This window comes from Arthrobacter sp. StoSoilA2 (genome assembly GCF_019977195.1).
In the GTDB taxonomy this organism is placed as follows: Bacteria; Actinomycetota; Actinomycetes; order Actinomycetales; family Micrococcaceae; genus Arthrobacter.
On sequence record NZ_AP024643.1, the window covers coordinates 4,562,393 to 4,583,378 of the forward strand.

Below are 20,986 nucleotides of genomic sequence, written 5' to 3' on the forward strand. Positions count from 1 at the left end.
GGTTGATTTCGCGGTCAGACCGAAGAGCGTTCTAGCAGCGGACAGTCGACCAATTGCTGGTCGGCAATGATCGGCTGTCCTGCTGTAAGAGCGGCGAGCGTCTGGACTCCCAGGGCTCCCATTTTTTGGAACGGCAAGGCAACGGTGGTCAGCTTTGGCCTTAGGTAGGCCGCGATGAGCTCCTGGTTGTCGAAGCCGATCACAGCGATGTCTCCGGGGATGGTCAGGCCCCGCTCTTTGATGGCGTCATACGCGCCCATCGCCATGCGGTCGTTGAGGCAGAACAGGGCGGTTGGCCTGTCCTTTTCCGGATAGCGGTCCAGGATTTGGCAGGCGGCGTCGTAGCCGCCGTCGGCCGTTGCGTATCCGGACACCACCAGTTCCGGGTCCAGCTCAAGTCCTGCGACGGCCAGTGCTTCGCGGGCACCTTCCAATCGCCCAACTGCTGCGGGAATGACCGGGTCAAGGTTGATGATTCCGATCCGGGTGTGGCCGGCTTGAAGCAAGCGCTCGACGGCGACCCTGCCACCCGCACGCTCATCAGGAACGATCGAGGGCAGTTTTCCGTCCGCGTCGAAGCAGTTGATCAGCACGGTTGGTACTTCGTTGGCACTCTGCGGAACGTGCACGCCCCGGTGAAAAGTGGCTGCGTAGAGAAGTCCTTCCACTCGTTGTTCCAGCAGCTTTTCAATGGCGGCATCTTCCAAGCCCTGGTTGGGTCCTACGGCATCGGCCTGGTCGGAGGGCGCGATGAGCAGGAACCGGCGATCAATCCATGCCTGGTCCTGAGCTCCTTTGATGATGTCGACGGCGAACGGTGCCGTCACGATCTCTGTGACGATCCCGTACCAATCACTGCGCTGGGATGCCAGCGCACGTGCTCCGGCGTTCGGGCGGTAGCCCAGTGCCTGCACGGCATCGTTGATACGGGTGCGGGTTTCCTCGGAGATGCTGGCATTTTCGCGGTTGCTCAGCACGAACGAGACTGCGGTCCGGGAGACGCCGGCGTGCTTGGCGACGTCATTCATGGTGACTCCCCGCTGCCGCACAGCCGCAGCTTTGTTGGGGCTGGTGCTTTTCGCCATTGAATGCTCCGGGTCCTGGTTCTGATGCCTGTTGGTAATGCGGAAGTTCGTAACGCGCGTTACTTGGAACGTGTGATTTAGGTTACGCGCGTTACCTGCTTCCTGTCAACGGGTTTCTTTTGCGCCGCCACCGCCCGATTCGACGACTCGCTGCGCAGAAGACGACTCCTACCGTCTTGCACGCAGCGAAGCATCGAATCGGGCTAGCTCCCTCGTCCCCCGCAGCCACAAGCCTCGTCCCGCGCAGCCACAAAGCCGGCACCGCGCTAGGCTTCTGCCATGGCATTGATAGCTCCCCGCGTTACAGCTGGCCTCCCGGCCGACGACGCCCGGAACCTGGCACGCTCCCTCCAGGACAGCAACGACATCACCGTGTTCGTCGATGGCACGGTCCACCGCCTCCCCGACCAGGCGAGGGACGCCGTCGTCGATCTTCTTGCGAGGCTGGGCCGCGGCGAAACCGTCACGGTCAGCAGCGTGGAGGAAATGCTCACGACCTCCCAGGCCGCGGAGCTCGCAGGCATCTCACACACCTACCTGCGCAATATGACCGACCGCGGAGAAATCCCAGTCGAATACCGCGGCACGCACCGGCGAATCCGCCAGGCTGCGATCATGGAGTGGCTTGAAACCCAGAAGCGCAAGCAGGCCGAGACCTCCGTGGGAGATAAAGGCGAAGACAATGGCCGCGATGACACCGGAAATGACGCACGCAGCGACTAAAAGCGTCGGAGTGATAAGGATCAAGCAACGATCCCAGCCAACGGGCCAGCACCTGATTACCCCGGGGTTACGCTTGTTTGGTGGGCAATTTCAAAGGGTGGCATATCGTGGCCGGGGTGGCCGCAATGGCCCTTGCCGCACCCTTGGGATCGGCCATGGGATTGAACTTCGTAGCCACCTTCATGTTCGCGTGCGTCGCGTTCGTCGCGGTCGCCATGTGGACAGAATCCAAGATCGCCCGACGCCGGGACGCGGCTGACGCTGCCGCCGCCCCCGACGCTTCGCGCGCCGCCGGCGACCCCGCCGAATCGGACGACGCCACCCGGGATTAGCATGCGGGCGGGTCGAAGAGCCCCAAACCCGAACCAGGGCTGTTTCAATAGCGGTATGGCTTCGACTTCCCGCTCCGTCGTTTGGCCCGCCGTGCACGATGAACGTCGTGCGCTGATCCAGGATCTGGAACCGCTCCCCGAGCCACTCTGGGAGACGCCTTCACTTTGCCCGGGCTGGGACATCCATGACGTACTGGCGCACGTTGTGGACAGCGCAAAGACCACCCGTTTGGGCTTCCTCAAGCGAATGATTGAAGCCCGCTTCGACTTCGACCGCGACAACGCCGTGGGGGTGGAACGCGAAAAGGCCAAGGATCCCGGCGGCACACTGACGGCGCTGCGCGCTGTAGTGTCCCGGACATCGGGACCACCGGCGGGGATTGCCACACGATTGGTGGAAGCGTTCGTCCATGGCGAAGACATCCGGCGCCCCCTTGGCATGACACGCAACTATCCGGCCGGGCAGGTCGCGTTGGCTCTTGCTTACCAGGTCAAGACAACAACAAGGATCGGCGGCGGCAAGGAGATAGCCGCGGGCTGGCGACTGGTTGCTACGGACACCGACTTCCAGCACGGCGACGGCTCGGAGGTTCAAGGACCGGCCATTTCCCTGCTTCTCGCTGTTTCCGGACGGCCAGTGTCTGAGGACGAGCTAACCGGCCCCGGGGCTCCGGTATTCCTGGAACAGGCCCGGCCTTGACGGGGCGCCGAAGCAAGCGGAGCACGCTGCTGTCTGCCGACGTCGAGGCCCGCGGTCTAGGTGGTCGGATTCTCTGGACGGAGGGCTCGCCTCCTCCGGGGACGCATGGGAGCGCGCAGCCCGCTTACATCCTTATCCACGGCATCGGCGTCTCGCACCGCTACCTTGCGCGCCTTCACGGCGTCCTGGCAGCGGGCGCACCCACCTTCTCGCTGGACCTTCCAGGTTTTGCGGGTACTCCCAAGCCCGGGCGGCAACTGTCCGTGGAAGACTACGGCGCGTTCATCGCAGAAGCACTGAAGGCCTGCGGCATCGAGTCGTACATCCTGGTAGGACACTCGATGGGCGTGCAGTTCGCCATTGAAGCGGCCCTCCATGCGCCTGAACGCGCCTTGCATCTTGTCCTCATGGGTCCCGTGGTTGACTCACGCCACAAGAACGTGGGGCGGCAGTCGCTTGCCCTGTTCCTGGATGGCCTTCTCCGCGAAAGCCCATCGTCCAACTGGATCGTGATCACGGACTACCTGCAATGCGGGCCCCGCTGGTACCTCACCGAGTTGCCGGTAATGATGAAGTACCCGACCGAGAAGCAGTTGGCCAAAGTCCGGACTCCCGTGCTGGTGCTTCGAGGGAGCCGCGATCATGTGGCCGGGCCGGAGTGGGCGCTTAAGCTCTCCCGCGCGGTGCCCCAAGGGCGCCTCGTTGAAATCCCCGGAGTTGGACACGTCGCCCAACACATGCGGCCGAAGGCCGTGGCCGACGCCATCATGAGCTTCGTCGCTGCCACCTCCCGCCAGAGTTAGGCACTGATGCAAGCACTGATGCACGACGGCGGAACCCGGCGTGGGTGCCCCTTGTTGGGTTTGCGATCTGGAGACTAGGCTGGCCGGGCAAGCACAATAGTAAGTTTGCTTAGGAAGGGTGACCATGACCAGCTATGACCCTGAGGACGATCCCCGGACCTTCGGAGTTTCCGGCGACGCCGAGCCAGCCGACACGACAGGCGACACCGCTGGCGTCACTGCCGGCGACACCGACGATGTCCACACGGATCCCGACATGCGCCAGGACGAGGACGACGATCCTGCAGCTTCCGCCAACCCCGATCCCCTGGACGGCAACGTCACGGGACTTGAGCCTGGAGGCGGCGTACCGCCGGGCGAAACCCCACCCGCGGAGGGCAGCATGAGCAGCGACCAAGGACACGAAGAGTAGCTCGTCCCCAAGCCGCTATCCCGTCGATGGCCAGCAACGTATCAGCGGCCCAGCAACGTATTAGCGGGGGCAACTCCGGTTACGGCAGACTCAGTATCTCCCCGAGGTCATAATCAGCTGGCTCCTCCAGCTGCGAATAGGTACAGCTCTCCGGAGTCCGGTCCGGCCGCCATCGACGAAACTGGGTGGTGTGCCGGAACCGGTCGCCTTCCATGTAGTCATAGGCAACCTCGATGACGAGCTCGGGCCGAAGGGGAACAAAGGAGAAGTCCTTGCCGCCGCTCCACCGGCTTTGCGCGCCCGGCATCCGGGAACCAGTAGCGGCGGCATCTCCTTGGTCGGCCCACTGACCCCAAGGATGCTCGCTGAACTCCGTCTGGTATGGCTCAAGTTCAGCCACCAGGCTTTCGCGCTTGGCCATGGGAAATGAAGCCACCACCCCCACGTGCTGCAGCTGACCGGCGTCGTTATACAGCCCAAGCAGCATCGACCCGACAACCTTTCCCGTTTTATGCCAGCGGAATCCGGCCACCACGCAGTCCGCGGTCCGTTCATGCTTGGTTTTGAACATGACGCGCTTATTCGGTTGATACGTCCCCTCGAGCGGTTTGGAAAGTATGCCGTCAAGCCCAGCACCTTCGAGCTGCACGAACCACTCCTGTGCTTGATCAATGTCCGTCACCGCCGGTGTTACGTAAACGGGCGCCTCAGCCTTGGCCAGTGCCTTCTCCAAGGCGGCGCGACGCTCGGAAAACGGCTTGTCCATGAGGTTCTCGTCTCCCAGGGCTAGGACGTCGAATCCGATGAAGGAGGACGGGGTGCTTTCGGCCAGCATCCGCACACGACTGTCGGCGGGATGGATGCGCTGCTGAAGACCCTCGAAGTCGAGCCTGTTCCCGGTTATGAGGACGATCTCGCCGTCGATCACGCATTTGTCCGGGAGATTCTTCCGAAGGGCTTCCACCAGCTCAGGGAAATACCGTGTCATAGGACGTTCGTTTCGGCTACCCAGGATGATCTCATCGCCATCTTTGAAAACGATGGTCCTGAACCCGTCCCACTTTGGCTCAAAATGGCCCACATCAGGGATCGAAGGAACAGACTTGGCAAGCATGGGCGAAATGGGCGGCATCACTGGGAGGTCCATACGACTATGTTCTACCTGCCGCCCGCGGCGGAAGCTAGTCTTGGGCCATGGATATCTTGGCCGTACTAGTGGCAGTGCTGGCAGCACCTGCCCTCATTGCGGCCCTTTGGTTCTGGGTCTTGCGCCAGAACAGCAAGGGTAAAGTCCGGCGCGGCGCCACGGGTGGGATGCTTGGTGTGGCCGACGAAATTTTCCGACCCGAGACCCATTACGCACACCAAGTCCAAAGGATCCAGTACGAGCTGCCAGCCCCGGCTCCGGCCCCGGAGCCTAAGTCCTAACGGGCCTTCGAGCCGGAAGGCGTCCCGCCCGTTACATTAATGTGACTTTGCTATGCCGCTCATGTACCGTCGAAGAGCGACCCTCATCTCCGCTGGGCCGCTTCCGGGTTGACGCCGAGCTCTGCCGCAAACCGGAATCCGCCAGACCCGCGGCAGAGACGGGGGACCCAGAGTTCCCGGGCCTGATTTTTCCCTAGGCCCTTGGGGTGAAGCCGCCATGTGCGGCCGGACGGCCTCGTCCGAACCCGACAGCTAACCTCGCAGGCGTTGAGAGGCAACCACCATGTCCCCAACCATGGATCAGCCGCGCCGCGCCCAAATAGCGCGCGAGCGTACCCAGCCAACCGGACGCCGTCGGGCCCAACCCAGCGGATCCTCCACCAGCACGCCGGAAGCAGAAGCAGGTTTAGCAGGCGCGACGCCGGAACCCGCCACTGCTTCTATTCCCGCTTCTGCTTCCAATCCCCAAACGGCGGCACCCACCACGCGCGCGGCCGCTCGGGCGGCAGAGCGTGAACGGGCAGCCCAGGCAGCTATTTCTGCTGAGACAGTCCCCACTGAAACTGCTCCAGCAGAAACAGCACCAGCGGATTCTGCAACAGCGGACTCTGCTCCGGCGGACCCTGCTCCCGTTGAGCCGGCAACTGCTGCGATTCCAGCTGTTCAGGCGCCCGAACCCGTCGCGCCCGAACCCGCAGCGAATCCCGAACCTGCCACCGCTGCCATCCCGACCGTTCAGGCGCCCGAACCGGTCGCGCCCGAACCCGCAGCGAATCCCGAACCTGCCACCGCTGCCATCCCGATCGTTCAGGCTAAGAGCCCCGCACAGCTTGCCGCAGCCGCGACCGCCGCCTCTGGTCTCGCAAGCCGGAAAGCCCTTCGCGCACAGGAATCCGGGAGCGGTACGGCCCGAAAGGCGGCAACTGCTGGCGAAACCCCGGCAGGCGGCGCCCCTGCCTTCGGAGCTTCGTCCCTGGGAGCTTCGTCCTTGGGTGGGTCATCCTTCAGCCATGAACCACACGCCGTGCTCACCAAGGCCGCATCGGTCAAAACAATGGGCCAGCGCATGGCGGTCGTCGCTGGGGCCTTGGGCTTGGTATTGACCGTTGGCACCATGAGCCAGGCCTTCGAGCTTCCCTTCTTCGGGCAGGAAACGCCGGCCCAGGAAGCAAGCGACGCAAAGACGGGTAGCGACAGCAGGCAGTCAACTTCGGCTACCCCTGCACCCAGCTCGTCATACGCCAGCGCCTCCGCGTCGTCGGCCACCAGCGAGGCCGGAAAGCCGGCAACCGTAGCAACGCAGTCGTCAGGAGAGGCACCCGACCAGGCGCCGTCGTCGTCCCTTCCGACTCCGCAAGTGTCACTCGCGGATCCTGTTTGGGTGCCTTCGGCAGTCCCGTCGGCTGTTGTTCCCGTCCCGGGCGTGACAACTCCTGTTCCAACCCAGCCGGCCCCGAGCCCGGTTCCGTCGGACACGGTCACCACCCCACCTGCCACGACGACGCCGACCCCCACCGGCACTCCGGCACCTACTCCGGCACCCACTCCAACACAGGCTCCGGCGCCAAAGCCAAAGCCGACCGGCAGTCCCAGCACCACCACACCGTCCAGCGATTCACCCCTGGACCTGGACGGCATACTTGACGGCGCCACAGGGATCTTGAAATGAGCACGCGGCTTCCCAGGACCAGCGCGCACGTCGGATGGCATGGCCGGTACTGCAGCAGCAGCCGCACTGCCACCTTCCGCAATCGGATGGGCCGCTGGAGCTGCCAGCGGTTGCGCCGGGCCTAAGGAATCACAGGAACCGGAATCACGACAACAAGATGAGGCGGGCACCCGACCCTGAACTGCTCCACCCGGGTGCCTGCCTCTTTTGTTTCGTGTGTCGCTTTTTCCCGGCCTCGATCGCTTCTATCCAAGCAGCCACGCAACCATAACCAACGCCCCGATGCACAGGACTGTTGTACAGAGGATGACATCCCGGGCCATTGTCATCCCGCGTCCGTAGGGAGAAGCGAATAGGAAGACGTTCTGTGCGGTTGGCAGTGCGGCCATGATGACGCTGGCCAAGAGGTGCTGACCCTCCAAGCCGAACACGAAGCGCCCCAGCGCCCAGACCACCACTGGCATGCCAGCCACCTTCAAGGTGGTGGCAACTACGGTCTCCACGCGGCCATCGCCCTTTTGGAGCGGCGCCTTGCCAGCCAGCGACATGCCAAAAGCCAGCAGAACCATGGGGACGGCCGCGCCGGCCAGCATATCGATGGGTCTCTGAACGAGCTCCGGAGCCTCCCACCCGGTCAGGGCCATCACCACCCCCAGGCCCGAGGCGATAATCATGGGATTGGAGAAAGGCTGCAACAGCATCCGTTTCCACGAGATTCTTGTGCCGCCCGCCACGCCCAGGACGCTCAGGTAGAAGGGCGCCATGATCAGGAGTTGAACCAGAAGGACTGGAGCAACGTGCTGCGCCGTGCCCACTGCATACAGGGAAACAGGAATACCGATGTTGTTCGCGTTGGCATAACTGCTTGCCATGGCACCAACCGCCGTTTCCGCGACCGGCCGCCGGAAGAACAGAAAGCTCAGCAAACAATAGAGAAGGCCTATGACGGTTGCTGACAGGAGCGCAAGAGGGGCGTCGACGCCGAAGGCGGCACGAATGTCGCTTCCACCTACCACCGTGAACAGCAGTGCAGGATTGGTGATGTAGAAAGCCGTCCGGGTCAGTGCGCTTTGTACATCCGGGGCCAGCACTTTGTAGCGGGCGGCGAAGTAACCCACCGCGATGACCGAGGCGACGATGAGGATCCCCGACACAACGCCGCCCACAGTGCTCCTAAGAATTCGTCAGAAACCGTTTTCTCAGCGTAAGTGACGCCTGGAGGACTGTCCAATTCCGGCCGTTCCGCAGCACACGTTCTACAACACTCGGCGGCCCAAAACACTTGGCGGCCTGAAACCCTGGATATTCGCTAGATCCGGGGCCGCGAAGCCCAGCGCTGTGCCTTCAGTGCAGCGTGCAACTCGAGCCTGATGGCCCCGCTCAACGGATCAGCTCCGATGAGTTGGCGGATCCGGCCAAGGCGGTTGTAGATGCTGCTCCTGTGCAGATGAAGTTTCGCTGCGACGTCCTGCACTGAGCTGTCGTTGTCATAGAGCAGTTCCAGCACGGGCAGGAGTTCGCCGTTCTTGTCCTGGTCCTCCAACGTCCGGAAATGAACGGAACCCGTGTCATCCCAACCGCCCGGCGCCTGAAGACGATCGAAGAGTTGATACACGCCCACCGCCCGGCTCTCCACCAATTCCCCCAGGGGCGGATCCACGGCTGCGGCCTGGGCTGCCACTTTCGATTGCCTGTAGGCGCCCGCCAGTTGCCGGATAACCTGGAACGGCTCACTGATGCCCAGGATCACCCGGTCCACTTTGCGGCCAGCCCGCTTTGCAAGCTCCAATTGATAGTGCACCAGAACCTGGGCGTGATCAGCCCGGCCACCGGATTCGCGGAACAGGACAACGGAATGGGTCTCCGTCCCGGCGCTGAACAGCGCGGCGTTGACACCAATGGTGGACTGCAACGCTGCTGTTCGGTGCGTTAGCGTTGCGGCAATGGGGTCGACGTCGGTTCCGCCGCCATCCGCGTCCAGGATGGTCACCAGTTGCCAAGGACCGCGGCCTTGGATCTCCTTCCAACCGGCCACCGCTGCCACTGCATTCGATTCGCCTGTGCAGGCCGCCAGAAACTCCTGCTCCCGCCTCCTTCTGAACTCCGATTCCGCGGTGTTTGAGTCCAGCAACAAAGCAGCCAACAGGTCCAGTTCGTCACGTACGCCGGGCAGTTCGGCGAGTATCGCCGTCGCGGTTTGCTCCTCAAGGTCCTGCTGCACCCACAAGTAGCCCACCCGGAAACCGCGCACCAGCAGCGGGACGCAAACGCGGCCGAGCATGCCCAGCTCGTCGTTCGCCGGAACAACAACCGGGCGCACCGCCGTCGCGATGCCGTGGGAGAGCTGCCAGGCACTGACATCGCTGGGCACGCGTTTGCTCAGGAGGAAGTTCACCCTCACGCGGTCTGCGTGCGATTGGTTGGAACTGTAGGCGAGGAGGACGCCGTCGAGGTCTTCCAGGGACAGCCCCCTGCCAAGCTTGAGCGCCACGCGTTCAACGATCTCCTCGACGTCCTGCTGCATCCAGAAAGCGTACCAACATCAGGCGACACCTGACGCCCCAGACCTCGACAAATGTCGAGGCGCATAGCAAAAGTTCCTTGAATTTCCGCGGTTTCCATTCAGGCGGGCTACAAGATCCATGTCGCCTGCCTCACAGCCGGATTTATTCTGGAATCACAGCCCACAGCAAATATCCGGCCGAAAAAGCCGCAAACGATGGAGCCAGCAAATGATCATCGGCGTCCCCAAAGAAATCAAGAACAACGAGTTCCGCGTAGCCATCACGGCCGCAGGTGTCCACGAGTTCCGCACTCACGGACACACCGTTCTGGTTGAGCGGGGTGCGGGCCTGGGCTCTGGCATCACGGACGAGGAATACTCGATCGCGGGCGCTGAAATCGTTGCCGACGCGGACGACGTCTGGGGCCGCGCGGACATGGTCATGAAGGTCAAGGAACCCATCAAGGCCGAGTACCACCGCTTCCGCAAGGGCCTCATCCTCTTCACCTACCTGCACCTCGCCGCCGAGCCCGAACTCACTGCCGAGCTCATCAACTCCGGCGTCACGGCCATCGCCTACGAAACGGTGCAGGAAGGCCGCACCCTTCCGCTGCTCGCCCCGATGTCCGAGGTCGCAGGCCGCCTGTCCGTGGTGGTCGGCGCTTCCTCGCTGATGGCACCGGCTGGCGGCAAGGGAATCCTCCTTGGCGGCGTACCGGGCGTCCGTCCGGCCAAAGTTGTTGTCCTCGGTGCCGGTGTTGCCGGAACCAACGCTGCCGCCATGGCGCTGGGCCTCGGTGCCGATGTCACCATCATGGACATCAACATCAACCGCCTGCGGGAACTCGACGCCCTTTACCAGGGCCGCTTGAAGACCGTGGCATCCAACGCCTACGAGATCGAGAAGTCAGTTGTCGACGCAGATCTCGTGATCGGCTCCGTCCTGATCCCGGGCGCCAAGGCTCCCAAGCTGGTCACCAACGAACTTGTGTCCCGGATGAAGCCGGGTTCGGTGCTGGTGGACATCGCCGTGGACCAGGGCGGTTGCTTCGAGGACACACACCCCACCACCCACCAGGAACCGACGTACAAGGTCCACAACTCGATCTTCTACTGCGTTGCCAACATGCCTGGCGCTGTTCCGAACACGTCCACGTACGCACTGACCAACGTCACCCTGCGCTACGCCGTGGCACTGGCCAACCTGGGTGTCAAGGCCGCATTCGACCGAGACCCCGCCCTGGCCGCCGGCCTCAACATCGCCGCAGGCCACGTGGCACACCACTCGGTTTCCGAGGCGCACAACCTGCCCCTCGTTGCCGACTGGCACAGCGTGGTTACCGCCTAGGCTTTGCCCCTTGCGGCGGTGACAAGTCGCCGGCCCGCTGTTCCGTTGCTGTCCAGCAACGGAACAGCGGGCTTTGCACGTGCTGGGCAGAAAATTGCTGGGCAGAAATCCCGTGCTCTAGCCGTTGCCGGGGGTGACTGGTTCCTCAGGGACCACGTGAGTGGGAACCGGCACAGGGCTATCCGATTGCCGAAGGGTCGGCGGGGTTACGTTGGGGGCCTCGATGCCCGGCGGGGTGATGGGTGCAGCGGGAGTCGGGATGCTGATGTTGCCGGGCTGACCATTCCCGGGAATCCTGGGTATTTCGGGCGTTCCCCCGTTGGGAGCCTTGGGTGAATTGGAATGTCCGGACGCGCCATTGGTGCCCCCTTGAGGCTCCTCGCCCGGGTTGGCGCCATTTCCCGAGGTGCCATTGCCCCCGGGGTTGCGGCCGGATGGGTATGGGGTTGCCGGAGTCACAGTGCGGCCACGCTCCTGCTCGGAGGGGGAACCAGGATTATGCCCCGATCCATTGCCTGATCCCGGCGTGAGCTGCGAAACTACTGAGCCGATTGTCGAGCCCAGATGTTGGAAAGCACCCGGGATGCCACCCTCGGAAGCAGCCGCGGCCGTAGCACCGCCTGCCAATGACACTGCCACAGCGAGCCCGGCGATCGCAGTGCGCCGCTTACGACGACGACGGGCCGCGAGTTCGTCAAGGGAAGTTAAGTCAGTGGATCCTTCGACGGACGTAAGTACCGCCGTCGGTGCACCCGCCGTGGCGCAGGCGACCTCCGCCGTCGTGCCTGTGCCGCTGGCCGCCCGGCCGCCGATCATCAACGCGCGGACGGACGCAGAGGGCGGCGGAGCGGTGCTGGCGAGGGAGCGCAGTTCAAGAAGTTCGGCACGGATGTCGCGGGCGTCGTCGAATCCGGAATCGGCCAACAGACGGTCAACGGCCTGCTCGCCTGTATAACCGTCGGCGCCACCGGTCCGTCGTCCGGCCGGGGTGATGTGTTCACTCATGGTGTGCCATTCCTTCGTAGTGCACTTTTCCTCAGTGCACTCAATGCCCTGCGCTGCAGTTGTTTTATTGCCCCTTGGGATTTGCCCATAATGGCCGCCGTTTCTTCCACGGAGAGGTCAGCCACCACCCTCAACGCCAGGACTTCGCGATGATCTGCGGCGAGGTCCTCCAGAAGTTCCGTGACGCCCAGGCTGCCGCGGCCAAATGCCTGGTCCTCGGCCGAGGGCGCCCGCCGCGCATCCAGCTCAGCCTCATACGGAGCTGAATCCGGGGTCCGTTCACGCTTGCGGTAATGGTCCACCATGCGCGCGTGGGCGATCGAGAACAGCAGGGTCCTGGCGCCTTGGAGGCCGCCCTGCAGGTCCGGCAGCTTCGGATACAGGGCGAGGAAGACGTCCTGTGTCACGGCCTCGGGATCGTCCACACCGCGGGCGCGGAGGTAGCCGAAAACCGGGCCGGAGAACTGGTTGTAGGCATCGGTGAAGAGCAGAGCGGGATCGTCATCGTCCGTCTGCACATATTCATCAGCTAATGGGTTTAGCACCCGTGGATGCCTCCATCCCGCGCAGCGCAGCGGCCTCTCTGGAGCACCCTCCCCGGTTCCTTCCCGGGGTCAGGACATCCGTTGCCACTGCCGTCTGTTACGTACTCGACCGTCCGTAAAGTGGTAGGGCTCCCCGTACCAGACGAAGGAGCCCCACCCTTAAACCGTAACCGCTGAGCGCTTAGCGGACCGAATCGAGGCCTGCACCGGGAGCGGCAGGAACCTCGGTGGGCACCTGCGTCGGCAGCGCCGGAGCGGCCGGTGTTGCAGGGACAGCGGGGACAGCCGGGGCGCCGTCCGTTCCCGGAACAGCCGGGACAGCCGGAACGGCCGGCACCTTGGCTGCAACGGAAGCGTCAGCGTCTGCGGATCCTTCAGCCTTCAGACCGGCAGCCTTGCCGGCGTCGACTACTGCCTGGCAGTGGGCTTCAACGTTGGCTTCGCCGCCTGCGGCAACAACCAGGGACTTGAAACCGGGGACCTTGGTGTCAGCCTTGAGGCCACCGTTGATGAAGGCAGTGCAGAGACCGAAAGCTTCAGGCGTTGCGGCGACGGCGTCTTCGGCCTTGGACTTCGCAGCGTCAACAGCGTCCGTTGCCTTGTCTTCGCCAGTCTTGGCGGCGTCGGTAGCCTTTGCCTGGGCGGTCTCGACGGCGTCAGTCGCCTTGGCCTGGCCGGCTTCGGCCGCGTCTGCCGCCTTCGTGGCGAGCGGTGCAGGTGCGCCGACGAGGTCGTGGGCGCTCTGCTGGATTTCGGTGGGAAGCGCGCCATTGAAGGCAGCGACACCGGTTCCGCCGGCAGCTACGGCTCCGGCAGCCAGGACGCCGGCGGCGACTTTGCTGGTGGCAAGGACAGTGAACAAGGACATAAAAGCCTCCGACAAACGATGTGGGGATTGCCCCGGCAGCGTTTGGGTCGCTGCCGGATGATCAGCGTGCGGACGTGGCCCGCACACCCTCTACATCGTTCCGGGCACCGTTGAGGTTACGCCTTCCTCAAAAAAATGTTTCCGGGCAGGACCTGCCTGAACAAATCCACACTCAGGAAGCCAATGCCCTGGCCTGTTCGATCAGCTTCAGCACCGCCACTGAGTCGGCCGGATCCACAGGTGAGGGAAGCGCGGAGGCCGCACCGCCGTCGTCGATCTTTTCGGCGAGGAGGCGATAGAACTCCTGGTAGGCCCCGCGCTCGGTGGCGACGGTTCGGCGCTTGCCGTCCAACTCAAGGGTCCCGTAGTTTTCGGCAGGTTCGACGCCGTACTCCGCGGCCGTCGGCAGTCCACCGCCCAGAATAAAGGGTTCCTGCGGATCGGTGCCGAACTTAACAAAGCCGCCCTTCGTGCCCAGCACGCGGAAGCGGGGGCCGTGGAGGTGGCTGTTGAGGTTCAGGGTCACTTGGCTGACGACGCCGGATTGGTGCTGGAGCGCGATGAAGACGTCGTCGTCGGCCTTCTCCTGCGGACGTCGTGCCATGATCTCCGCATAGGTGACGTGCGCGGGTCCGAAGAATTGGACGGCCAGGTCCAGCACGTGTGCACCGAGGTCGAACGGGACCCCACCGCCGTCCTCGGCAGTTGCGCTTGCCTTCCACGCTTTCGCGATCTCCGGCGCCCAGCGCTCCATTCCCGCTTCAAACCTGGTCACCGCACCCAGCGTCCCGGCGTCGAGCAGTTTCTTAAGCGTGAGCGCGTCTCCGTCCCAGCGGCGGTTCTGGTAGACGGTGAGGACACGGCCCGCTTGCGCGGCGAGTTGGATCAGCTCCTCACCTTGGGCACTGTGGACGACAAACGGCTTATCGACGACGACGTCGAGCCCGGCTTCCAGAGCGGCTTTCGCCAGCGGATAATGCGTGGCGGGCGGTGTTCCAAGGACGACGAGATCCAGTTCGCCGGCTAGCGCCAGGATGTCCTGCGGCGTGCTGACTACCTTTGCCTGCGGGTATCGTTCAGCGGCTCTGGCCTGTCTTTGGGCGTCGGATGTTGCAATGACGGCAAGCTCATACGAACTGTTGCTTGCAATGAAGGGCGCGTGGAACACGCTGCCTGATAGCCCAAAACCTGCGATGGCGGTGCGAATCGGCCTGGAAGTCATGCCCCAAGGCTAATTCAGTAAACCTCCCGGCGGTGCGCACTGCGGAAGGTCAGGATGTGAGAGAACGATCGGGAAAAGGCCGCAGGACGTGAGAGAACGATCGGGAAAAGGCGGCAGGACGTGAGAGAAGGATCGGAAAAGGCCGGGAGCCGCCCTGAACCGCTGAGCAGGTTCAGGGAAGCTCCCGGCCTCGTTGTGTTTAGGTCCTAGGGCAAAGCGTTACTTCTTGGCGCCCTTTTCCCAGCCGAGAGTGGTCCAGTCCGGAACGTTGGACAGGCTCTTGAACAGGGACGGTCCGTAGTTGGCCAGACCCGTACGTACAAACTGGATCTCCGGGCCGTTGAGGACGGTGCCCATGGAGAAGTACTTCTCCATGTGCTTCTTCTCTACGTCCATGGCCGCCTTGTTGCGCTCCTTGTCATCTGCGATGGTTGCCAGGCGCTTGATCTCGGCATCCAGCTCAGCGTCGCCCAGGCCGTTCTCGTTGGTGGTGGAGTCGTAGAACTGCTTCACGGCGTCGGTTGCGTCTGCACCCACGGTGTAACCGGAGATGGTTACGTCGAACTCGCGGCCACCAATGACCTTGCCGAAGTCGGCGTCTCCGCGCTGATCGATGGAAACATCCATGCCCGCTGCCTTGAGCTGGTTCTGCAGGGTCTGCGACGTTGCCGCCGTGGTGGGGTCGTCTCCGAAGTTGGTGATCTTGAAGGAAACAGGAACACCGTCCTTCGCCATGATGCCCTTGTCATTCGGGGCGTAGCCGGCATCGGTCAGGACCTTCTTGGCCTGCTCAGGGCCGGTTTCCTTCACGGGGTAGTTGTCCTGGTAGTACTCGGAGAAAGGCATGAGCATCATGGAACCCGAGCTTTCCTCGGACCAGTTCAAGCCGTTGAAGCGGACATCGCGGATGGCCTTGCGGTCCACTGCGGTGAAGATTGCCTTGCGTACGGCCACATCCGTAAGGGCCGGGCGCTTGGCGTTCAGGTTGAGGCCACCTGCGAACAGGCGCTGGCCGCGGCGGATATCGGAATCCTTGGTACCTTCGAGCTGCTTGTAGCGGCCCAGGGTACGGCCGTTGGCTGCGTCGATTTCACCATTCTTGAACGCGGCAATCGTGGCGCTTGGCTCCATCTGGCGCCAAACCACCTTGTCAAGGACCGGCTTCTGGCCCCACCACTTGTCGTTGGGAACCATAGTCACCGTTTTTGCGGTGGTGTCGTAGTTTTCAATCTTGAACGGGCCGGCCATCCATTCGGGGTGCATGTTGCCTGCGAAGCCCGTGTTGAAAATTTCAGGCGTGTTGATTGCCGGGTGGATCAGGCCGAAGAAGAGACCTTCCAAAGGGAAGACGGGCTGGGTGGTGGTGACAATGACTTCTTTGTCGTTGGCGCCGGCCTTGACCGAGTCCACGAAAGCGTAAGCGCCGGCCGAAACGATGTCGATCGACTTATCGTCGCCCTTGAGCATCTTCCACGTGTTCTCAAAGGTCTTGACGTCGATCGGCGTTCCGTCGTTCCAGGTCGCCTTGTCATTGACCTTGATGGTGATGGTCTGCTTCCCATCCTTGACTTCGCTCTTGACGTCTTCGCAGAAGTCCTTGTTGGGCTCTGCTTTGCCGTCGAAGTCCAGCTTCCAGCAGCCGCCGATGCCGCCGCTGTTGATGGAGGCCGTATTAACCGGAGTCATCAGCGCAGAGTTGTCTGCGCTGTTGCCCACATTGGAGAAGCCGTTAAAGTCAGGGCCAATGCTGCCTATGGCAAGGGTGACAGTGCCGCCCTGCTCCAGGTCCTTGGCTTCCTTGGCATTAACGCTAATGAGCTTGCTGATGTCACCGCCAGCTTCTTCGGCCTTCTGGGAGGCCGGACCCGACGGCGTTCCCCCGCCGCAAGCGGTCAGCATCAGCGCAGCTGCAACTGCTACGCCGCCGATCGTCGTGTACTTCTTCATGGTTTGCCCTTCATGTTTACGACTGGAAATCTTTACGAATTGAATACAGGGTTCAATCAATGAGTCATTTGTCGTCAGGCATGCACCACCAGCATGTCGGCATCTATTTCCCCGTCCGGGAAGAAGCATGCAAACTCCTGTTGACCTTCTGAAGCAAGTGGCGGCTCCAGAGTAAGGCACTTCTCCTGCTTGGCGGCAGGTAGTGCGGCGAATACCGGGCAACGCGTTGCGAAATTGCAACCCTTTGGCGCATCAAGCGGGCTGGGAAGGTCGCCCTGCAGGATGATGCGTTCACGCGTGCGTTCCAGATTGGGATCGGGTACCGGGATCGCAGAGAGCAGGGCTCTCGTGTAGGGATGCCGCGGATTGTCGAACACTTCGTCCACGTCGCCGGTTTCCACGATCTTGCCCAGGTACATCACGGCCACGCGATCCGAGATATGGCGGACCACGGAGAGATCGTGGGCAACCATCAGGTAGCTCAGGCCCAGTTCGGCACGTAGCTGGTCCAGGAGATTGATAACGCCGGCCTGGACGGAGACATCCAAAGCAGAGACAGGTTCGTCCAGCACCACAAGTTTCGGGTTCACTGCGAGCGCCCGCGCAATGCCGATGCGCTGGCGCTGGCCTCCGGAGAACTGGTTGGGGAAACGGTTGACGTGGTCCGCCTGCAGGCCCACGAGCCGCATGAGTTCCATAATGCGCTTCCGGACGGCGGCCTTGGGCATGCCCAGGTTTTCCAGCGGTTCGGCCAGGACTTCGTACACCGTGAAGCGTGGATCCAGTGCACCCGTGGGGTCCTGGAACACCATCTGCATTTCCTTGCGCATGGCCATCTTGGTCCTGGCGTCGGTGGCAACCTTATTGCTGACGCCGCCGATGACCACTTCGCCCACTTGGTCCGGGTGGAATTCCATGATTTCCAGGAGCGTGGTGGTCTTGCCGCAGCCGGATTCGCCGACGATCGAGAGGCATTCGCCTTCGCGGATGTCGAAACTCAGCCCGTCAACGGCCTTGACCGTGCCGATCCTGCGCTTGATCAGCGCGCCCTTGAGGAGTGGGAAGTGCTTCTTCACGTCCTTGAGCTCAAGGACCTTGTCCCGCTTAAGGCGAGCCACGCCGTCGAACTTTGAAACGGGCTTGGGCGGCGCCTGGAAAATCTCGTGGACGTCCGCGTCGCCCGATAGCTGGTCCGTTTTGATGCAGGCTGCCCTGTGGCCTTCGGAACCCGGCACCGAAAAGAGCTCGGGCTCGCCGTGCAGGCAGGCATCGCTGGCCAGCGGGCAACGCGGCGCGAACGAGCAGCCGGTTACGGGAAGCGTCAGGTTGGGCGGCGTGCCTTCGATCGGAACCAGTGACTGTTTGTTGGCGGTGTCAACGCGGGGCACGGCGCCGAGGAGACCCATGGTGTACGGCATCCGTGGGTTGTAGTAGATGTCCTCCACAGTCCCGGTTTCCACCGGCTTCCCTGCGTACATCACCATGATGTCGTCGGCCATGCCCGCCACGACGCCGAGGTCGTGCGTGATCATGACGACGGCGGCGCCGGTCTCCTCTTGCGCGGTGTGCAGGACTTCCAGCACCTGCGCCTGGATGGTGACGTCCAACGCCGTCGTCGGTTCATCGGCGATGAGCACACGTGGATCGTTGGCGATCGCGATGGCGATCATCACGCGCTGGCGCATCCCGCCGGAGAATTCGTGCGGGAAGGCTTTCAACCGGTCCTTGGGACTGGGGATGCCAACCATCCGCAAAAGTTCGACGGCGCGGGCTTCTTTGGCCTGCTTGCTCATGGTGGGGTTGTGGACGGTCAGGGCCTCGATGATCTGGTTCCCGACGGTGTAAACGGGGGTCAGCGACGATAGCGGGTCCTGGAACACCATGGCGATGTCGCTGCCGCGGTGCTTGCACATGGCTTTGTCGCTGAGGCCCAGGAGTTCCTTGCCCTTGTAGCGCACCGAACCGGAGATGTCCGCAGTCTCGGGGAGGAGTCCCATGATGGCCATGGACGTCACGGACTTTCCCGACCCCGATTCGCCCACGATGCCCAGGGTCTTGCCGGGCATGAGGTCGAAGTCCACGCCGCGCACTGCGTGGACCACGCCGTTCTCGGAATTGAAGCGGACGTTGAGGTCCCGGACGCTCAGGACGGCGTCGCCGGGGGCGTAGAGTCCAGCGTCGCGAAGCCGCTCTGCGGGCGTGTGGGAGATGTTGGTGCTCATTTGCGGGTCTTCTTTACTGTTCGTGCTGTGGTCCGCTTCGCGCGGCCGATCGAACTGGAGCTGGGGTCGAAGGCGTCACGGAGGCCATCGTTCATCATCGCGAGCGAACCGGTCAGGAGGAACATGACGGTCAGCGGAACCCAGAACATCCACGGGAACGAGGACACCTGGCCAGTGGCCTGGCCGATGAGGACACCCAGGCTGACATCGGGGAGTTTGATGCCGATGCCGATGAAGGAAAACGCCACTTCGGCCAGCACCGCACCGGTGATACCGCGGGTGAAATCGAGGACCAACAGCGAGCCGATGTTCGGGACGAGGTGGCGCCAGACGATCTTGCGGGACGGGACACCCATGTACTTGGCGGCTTTGACGTAGTCCCGCTGCATGAGGGACATCGACAATGAGCGCACCAGGCGGGCCGTGCCCATCCAGCTGAAGAACAGCAGCACGATGATCAGCAGGAGCCAGCTGGGAAGGTCCTTGAGTCCGCCGCCCCCACTGGTGGCCACGGCGACCACAAGGATGGCCGGCATCATGATGAGGGCTTCAAGGATGAACAACATCACGGCGTCCACTTTGCCGCCGAAGAACGCCATGGTGCAGCCATAGACGGCGGAAATCAGGACAGATACGCCTCCCACGATCAGGCCGATGAAGATCGAGATCCGAGTGCCTTCAACGATGAGCGCCAGGAGGTCGATCCCTGCTTGGGACGTGCCCAGGAAGTGATCCGGTGATGGTCCCATTCCGATGTTGAGGGGATCAATCGTGTCCTTGTCCCAGGGTGTCAGGAACCCGCCGAACAGGGAGAAGAGGAACAGCGCCAGGAAGATGAACAAACCGGCGACGGCGGTACGGTTGCGCATGAAGCGACGGAAGATAATGCGGGTCTTGCCGATGACGACGTCCTGGTCGGCAACCCTGGATTCGTCGATTTCCGCGATGGGGTCAATGATGTTCGTCATTACTGGACCCTCACTCGTGGGTCGACCAGCGTTGTGGCGAAATCGGCAAGGATGGCACCGATTGCGAAGATCACTGAGCCGTAGGCCAGCGTAGCCGTGGCGACGTTGACGTCCTGAAGTCCGATTGCCTGGATACTCCACAGGCCGATGCCTGGCCAGGCGAAGATCGCCTCGGCAAAGAAGCCACCGGTAAAGATCGCGGGGATGGTGAAGGCGATGCTTTGCGCCACAGGAATGAAGGAGACCCGCAGGGCATGCCGTCTGATGGCCTGGTTGCGGGTCAAACCTTTTGCCCTGGCTGTGCGGACAAAGTCGGCATTCACGTTGTCCAGGAGATACTGCCGCTGGGCTATCTGGTAACCGGCCCAGCCGAAGATGGTCATCGCGAAGGTGGGCACGGCGTAGTGGGCCACGAGGTCAACGAAAGCCGGCCAACCCGGCTCGATCCCCGGCGTCGAGATGCCGGTGACGAAAAAGATGCGCTGGCCTACGGTTTCGTTGACGCTGATGGCCCCCAACTGCACCAGGAAGTAGGCGATCGGCGCGGGAAGGATGTGCACCAGGTAGCTGTAGGACGTGATGACGCGGTCCTGGTACTTGTACTGCCGCGCTGCTGAATAAACGCCGAGCGCGACGCCGATGATCAGCGTCAGGATGATGGAGGCGATAAACAGCCTTGTGGAAACAAGTACCCGGTCAGCGAATTCGGCGTTGACGAATGCCCCGTTTGGGCTGCGGCCCCAGTCCCAGCGGGTAATGATGCCGCCGAGCCAGCCAATATAGCGTTCCCAGGGACTGGCGTCAGGGTCCAGTCCAAGGCCACGGAAGGAGGCTGCCACCTGTTCCGGGGTTGGCCGCGGGATCTTCTCTTGTTCCAGGACCGCCGGTTTGAGCGTTGATACTGCCAGGAAATAGCCCGCGCTCGTGGTCAGGAAGATCATGATCAGGTAGATGCCCGACCGCTTAGTCAGATATTTCAGCATGTCGGGCGGCTGCCCTGGATCGTGGCAAAGCTCAATGCTCGTCCTTCCGCGGTTCCCGGCTGTGGCCGGCATCAGCTACGAATTGGCATGAAGGGTGATGGCCCCCAGACCCCTCCACGTGAACACCGCCCTTTTATGGCATGGGTCACATTCAAGAGGAAACTACCACAATAACTGCTTCACGTTTCGCTCAAAGAGGCCCCGTTTCAAGCCTGCAGCCAGA

At 62.7% G+C, this 20,986-nt stretch carries 20 protein-coding genes and 1 riboswitch; of the genes, 8 read left to right on the forward strand and 12 right to left on the reverse strand.

Going from position 1 to position 20,986, the window contains the following annotated elements:
- Positions 1-14: 14 nt before the first annotated feature.
- The gene (locus LDN82_RS20805) at positions 15-1,085 is read right to left on the reverse strand and encodes a LacI family DNA-binding transcriptional regulator (protein ID WP_224165692.1); all 1,071 of its coding nucleotides are present in this window, start codon (positions 1,083-1,085) and stop codon (positions 15-17) included.
- Positions 1,086-1,364: 279 nt separating this feature from the next.
- Between LDN82_RS20805 and LDN82_RS20810 the strand changes: the two genes are divergently transcribed.
- The 5 genes from LDN82_RS20810 to LDN82_RS20830 all read left to right on the forward strand — a co-directional run bounded on the left by LDN82_RS20810 (position 1,365) and on the right by LDN82_RS20830 (position 4,055).
- Positions 1,365-1,808, forward strand: coding sequence for a helix-turn-helix domain-containing protein (locus tag LDN82_RS20810; RefSeq protein ID WP_224165693.1), 444 nt, complete (start codon positions 1,365-1,367; stop codon positions 1,806-1,808).
- Between the two features lie 80 nt (positions 1,809-1,888).
- Positions 1,889-2,140, forward strand: coding sequence for a hypothetical protein (locus LDN82_RS20815; RefSeq protein WP_224165694.1), 252 nt, complete (start codon positions 1,889-1,891; stop codon positions 2,138-2,140).
- A gap of 55 nt (positions 2,141-2,195) precedes the next feature.
- Positions 2,196-2,840 carry a maleylpyruvate isomerase family mycothiol-dependent enzyme gene (locus LDN82_RS20820; RefSeq protein ID WP_224165695.1) on the forward strand — a complete coding sequence of 215 codons (645 nt, stop codon included), beginning with the start codon at positions 2,196-2,198 and terminating at the stop codon, positions 2,838-2,840.
- Entirely contained in the window at positions 2,837-3,643 is an 807-nt protein-coding gene (locus LDN82_RS20825) for an alpha/beta hydrolase (protein ID WP_224165696.1), read from the forward strand. The genes LDN82_RS20820 and LDN82_RS20825 overlap by 4 nt, the downstream gene beginning before the upstream one ends.
- A gap of 124 nt (positions 3,644-3,767) precedes the next feature.
- Complete coding sequence (locus LDN82_RS20830; RefSeq protein ID WP_224165697.1) at positions 3,768-4,055, forward strand: DUF6480 family protein; 288 nt, start codon at positions 3,768-3,770, stop codon at positions 4,053-4,055.
- Positions 4,056-4,134: 79 nt separating this feature from the next.
- Here the strand turns inward: LDN82_RS20830 and LDN82_RS20835 are convergent, their stop codons facing one another.
- Positions 4,135-5,202 carry an ATP-dependent DNA ligase gene (locus LDN82_RS20835; protein ID WP_224165698.1) on the reverse strand — a complete coding sequence of 356 codons (1,068 nt, stop codon included), beginning with the start codon at positions 5,200-5,202 and terminating at the stop codon, positions 4,135-4,137.
- A 47-nt stretch (positions 5,203-5,249) separates the two neighbouring features.
- Here LDN82_RS20835 and LDN82_RS20840 point away from each other — a divergent pair, with 47 nt between their 5' ends.
- Both LDN82_RS20840 and LDN82_RS20845 read left to right on the forward strand, forming a co-directional pair.
- Positions 5,250-5,483, forward strand: coding sequence for a hypothetical protein (locus LDN82_RS20840; RefSeq protein ID WP_224165699.1), 234 nt, complete (start codon positions 5,250-5,252; stop codon positions 5,481-5,483).
- A gap of 129 nt (positions 5,484-5,612) precedes the next feature.
- A riboswitch (cyclic di-AMP (ydaO/yuaA leader) is annotated at positions 5,613-5,764 on the forward strand.
- A gap of 2 nt (positions 5,765-5,766) precedes the next feature.
- Entirely contained in the window at positions 5,767-7,152 is a 1,386-nt protein-coding gene (locus tag LDN82_RS20845) for a hypothetical protein (protein ID WP_224165700.1), read from the forward strand.
- A 245-nt stretch (positions 7,153-7,397) separates the two neighbouring features.
- Here LDN82_RS20845 and LDN82_RS20850 read toward each other — a convergent pair whose 3' ends face one another.
- Both LDN82_RS20850 and LDN82_RS20855 read right to left on the reverse strand, forming a co-directional pair.
- The gene (locus LDN82_RS20850) at positions 7,398-8,318 is read right to left on the reverse strand and encodes an AEC family transporter (protein WP_224165701.1); all 921 of its coding nucleotides are present in this window, start codon (positions 8,316-8,318) and stop codon (positions 7,398-7,400) included.
- A gap of 143 nt (positions 8,319-8,461) precedes the next feature.
- Positions 8,462-9,676 (reverse strand): helix-turn-helix domain-containing protein, encoded by a 1,215-nt coding sequence (locus LDN82_RS20855; protein WP_224165702.1) that lies wholly within the window; start codon positions 9,674-9,676, stop codon positions 8,462-8,464.
- A gap of 208 nt (positions 9,677-9,884) precedes the next feature.
- Between LDN82_RS20855 and ald the strand changes: the two genes are divergently transcribed.
- Positions 9,885-11,003: an alanine dehydrogenase gene (ald, locus tag LDN82_RS20860; RefSeq protein WP_216926266.1), complete on the forward strand. Its 1,119-nt coding sequence runs from the start codon at positions 9,885-9,887 to the stop codon at positions 11,001-11,003.
- 117 nt (positions 11,004-11,120) lie between these two features.
- On the opposite strand, the gene LDN82_RS20865 is transcribed toward ald, so the two are convergent.
- The 8 genes from LDN82_RS20865 to LDN82_RS20900 form a co-directional block, all read right to left on the reverse strand.
- Positions 11,121-12,008 (reverse strand): hypothetical protein, encoded by an 888-nt coding sequence (locus LDN82_RS20865; protein WP_224165703.1) that lies wholly within the window; start codon positions 12,006-12,008, stop codon positions 11,121-11,123.
- Positions 12,005-12,553 (reverse strand): sigma-70 family RNA polymerase sigma factor, encoded by a 549-nt coding sequence (locus LDN82_RS20870; RefSeq protein ID WP_224165704.1) that lies wholly within the window; start codon positions 12,551-12,553, stop codon positions 12,005-12,007. The genes LDN82_RS20865 and LDN82_RS20870 overlap by 4 nt, the downstream gene beginning before the upstream one ends.
- Before the next feature lie 181 nt (positions 12,554-12,734).
- On the reverse strand, positions 12,735-13,421 hold the full coding sequence (locus tag LDN82_RS20875) for a hypothetical protein (protein ID WP_224165705.1): 687 nt from the start codon (positions 13,419-13,421) through the stop codon (positions 12,735-12,737).
- Between the two features lie 172 nt (positions 13,422-13,593).
- On the reverse strand, positions 13,594-14,643 hold the full coding sequence (locus LDN82_RS20880; RefSeq protein ID WP_224165706.1) for a Gfo/Idh/MocA family oxidoreductase: 1,050 nt from the start codon (positions 14,641-14,643) through the stop codon (positions 13,594-13,596).
- Positions 14,644-14,862: 219 nt separating this feature from the next.
- Positions 14,863-16,590, reverse strand: a complete 1,728-nt coding sequence (locus LDN82_RS20885; RefSeq protein WP_224093255.1) for an ABC transporter family substrate-binding protein — start codon at positions 16,588-16,590, stop codon at positions 14,863-14,865.
- Between the two features lie 74 nt (positions 16,591-16,664).
- On the reverse strand, positions 16,665-18,812 hold the full coding sequence (locus LDN82_RS20890) for an ABC transporter ATP-binding protein (RefSeq protein ID WP_224165707.1): 2,148 nt from the start codon (positions 18,810-18,812) through the stop codon (positions 16,665-16,667).
- Positions 18,809-19,780 (reverse strand): ABC transporter permease, encoded by a 972-nt coding sequence (locus LDN82_RS20895; RefSeq protein ID WP_224165708.1) that lies wholly within the window; start codon positions 19,778-19,780, stop codon positions 18,809-18,811. The genes LDN82_RS20890 and LDN82_RS20895 overlap by 4 nt, the downstream gene beginning before the upstream one ends.
- Positions 19,780-20,763, reverse strand: coding sequence for an ABC transporter permease (locus LDN82_RS20900; protein ID WP_224093251.1), 984 nt, complete (start codon positions 20,761-20,763; stop codon positions 19,780-19,782). Before LDN82_RS20900 ends, LDN82_RS20895 begins: the two co-directional genes overlap by 1 nt.
- Between the last annotated feature and the right edge of the window lie 223 nt (positions 20,764-20,986).

Coding starts and splice junctions, on each gene's coding strand:
- ald (WP_216926266.1), top strand. CDS start 9,885: ATGATCATCGGCGTCCCCAAAGAAATCAAGAACAACGAGTTCCGCGTA.
- LDN82_RS20820 (WP_224165695.1), top strand. CDS start 2,196: ATGGCTTCGACTTCCCGCTCCGTCGTTTGGCCCGCCGTGCACGATGAA.
- LDN82_RS20845 (WP_224165700.1), top strand. CDS start 5,767: ATGTCCCCAACCATGGATCAGCCGCGCCGCGCCCAAATAGCGCGCGAG.
- LDN82_RS20890 (WP_224165707.1), bottom strand. CDS start 18,812: ATGAGCACCAACATCTCCCACACGCCCGCAGAGCGGCTTCGCGACGCT.
- LDN82_RS20840 (WP_224165699.1), top strand. CDS start 5,250: ATGGATATCTTGGCCGTACTAGTGGCAGTGCTGGCAGCACCTGCCCTC.
- LDN82_RS20805 (WP_224165692.1), bottom strand. CDS start 1,085: ATGGCGAAAAGCACCAGCCCCAACAAAGCTGCGGCTGTGCGGCAGCGG.
- LDN82_RS20835 (WP_224165698.1), bottom strand. CDS start 5,202: ATGGACCTCCCAGTGATGCCGCCCATTTCGCCCATGCTTGCCAAGTCT.
- LDN82_RS20830 (WP_224165697.1), top strand. CDS start 3,768: ATGACCAGCTATGACCCTGAGGACGATCCCCGGACCTTCGGAGTTTCC.
- LDN82_RS20895 (WP_224165708.1), bottom strand. CDS start 19,780: ATGACGAACATCATTGACCCCATCGCGGAAATCGACGAATCCAGGGTT.
- LDN82_RS20875 (WP_224165705.1), bottom strand. CDS start 13,421: ATGTCCTTGTTCACTGTCCTTGCCACCAGCAAAGTCGCCGCCGGCGTC.
- LDN82_RS20880 (WP_224165706.1), bottom strand. CDS start 14,643: ATGACTTCCAGGCCGATTCGCACCGCCATCGCAGGTTTTGGGCTATCA.
- LDN82_RS20855 (WP_224165702.1), bottom strand. CDS start 9,676: ATGCAGCAGGACGTCGAGGAGATCGTTGAACGCGTGGCGCTCAAGCTT.
- LDN82_RS20865 (WP_224165703.1), bottom strand. CDS start 12,008: ATGAGTGAACACATCACCCCGGCCGGACGACGGACCGGTGGCGCCGAC.
- LDN82_RS20810 (WP_224165693.1), top strand. CDS start 1,365: ATGGCATTGATAGCTCCCCGCGTTACAGCTGGCCTCCCGGCCGACGAC.
- LDN82_RS20900 (WP_224093251.1), bottom strand. CDS start 20,763: ATGCTGAAATATCTGACTAAGCGGTCGGGCATCTACCTGATCATGATC.
- LDN82_RS20885 (WP_224093255.1), bottom strand. CDS start 16,590: ATGAAGAAGTACACGACGATCGGCGGCGTAGCAGTTGCAGCTGCGCTG.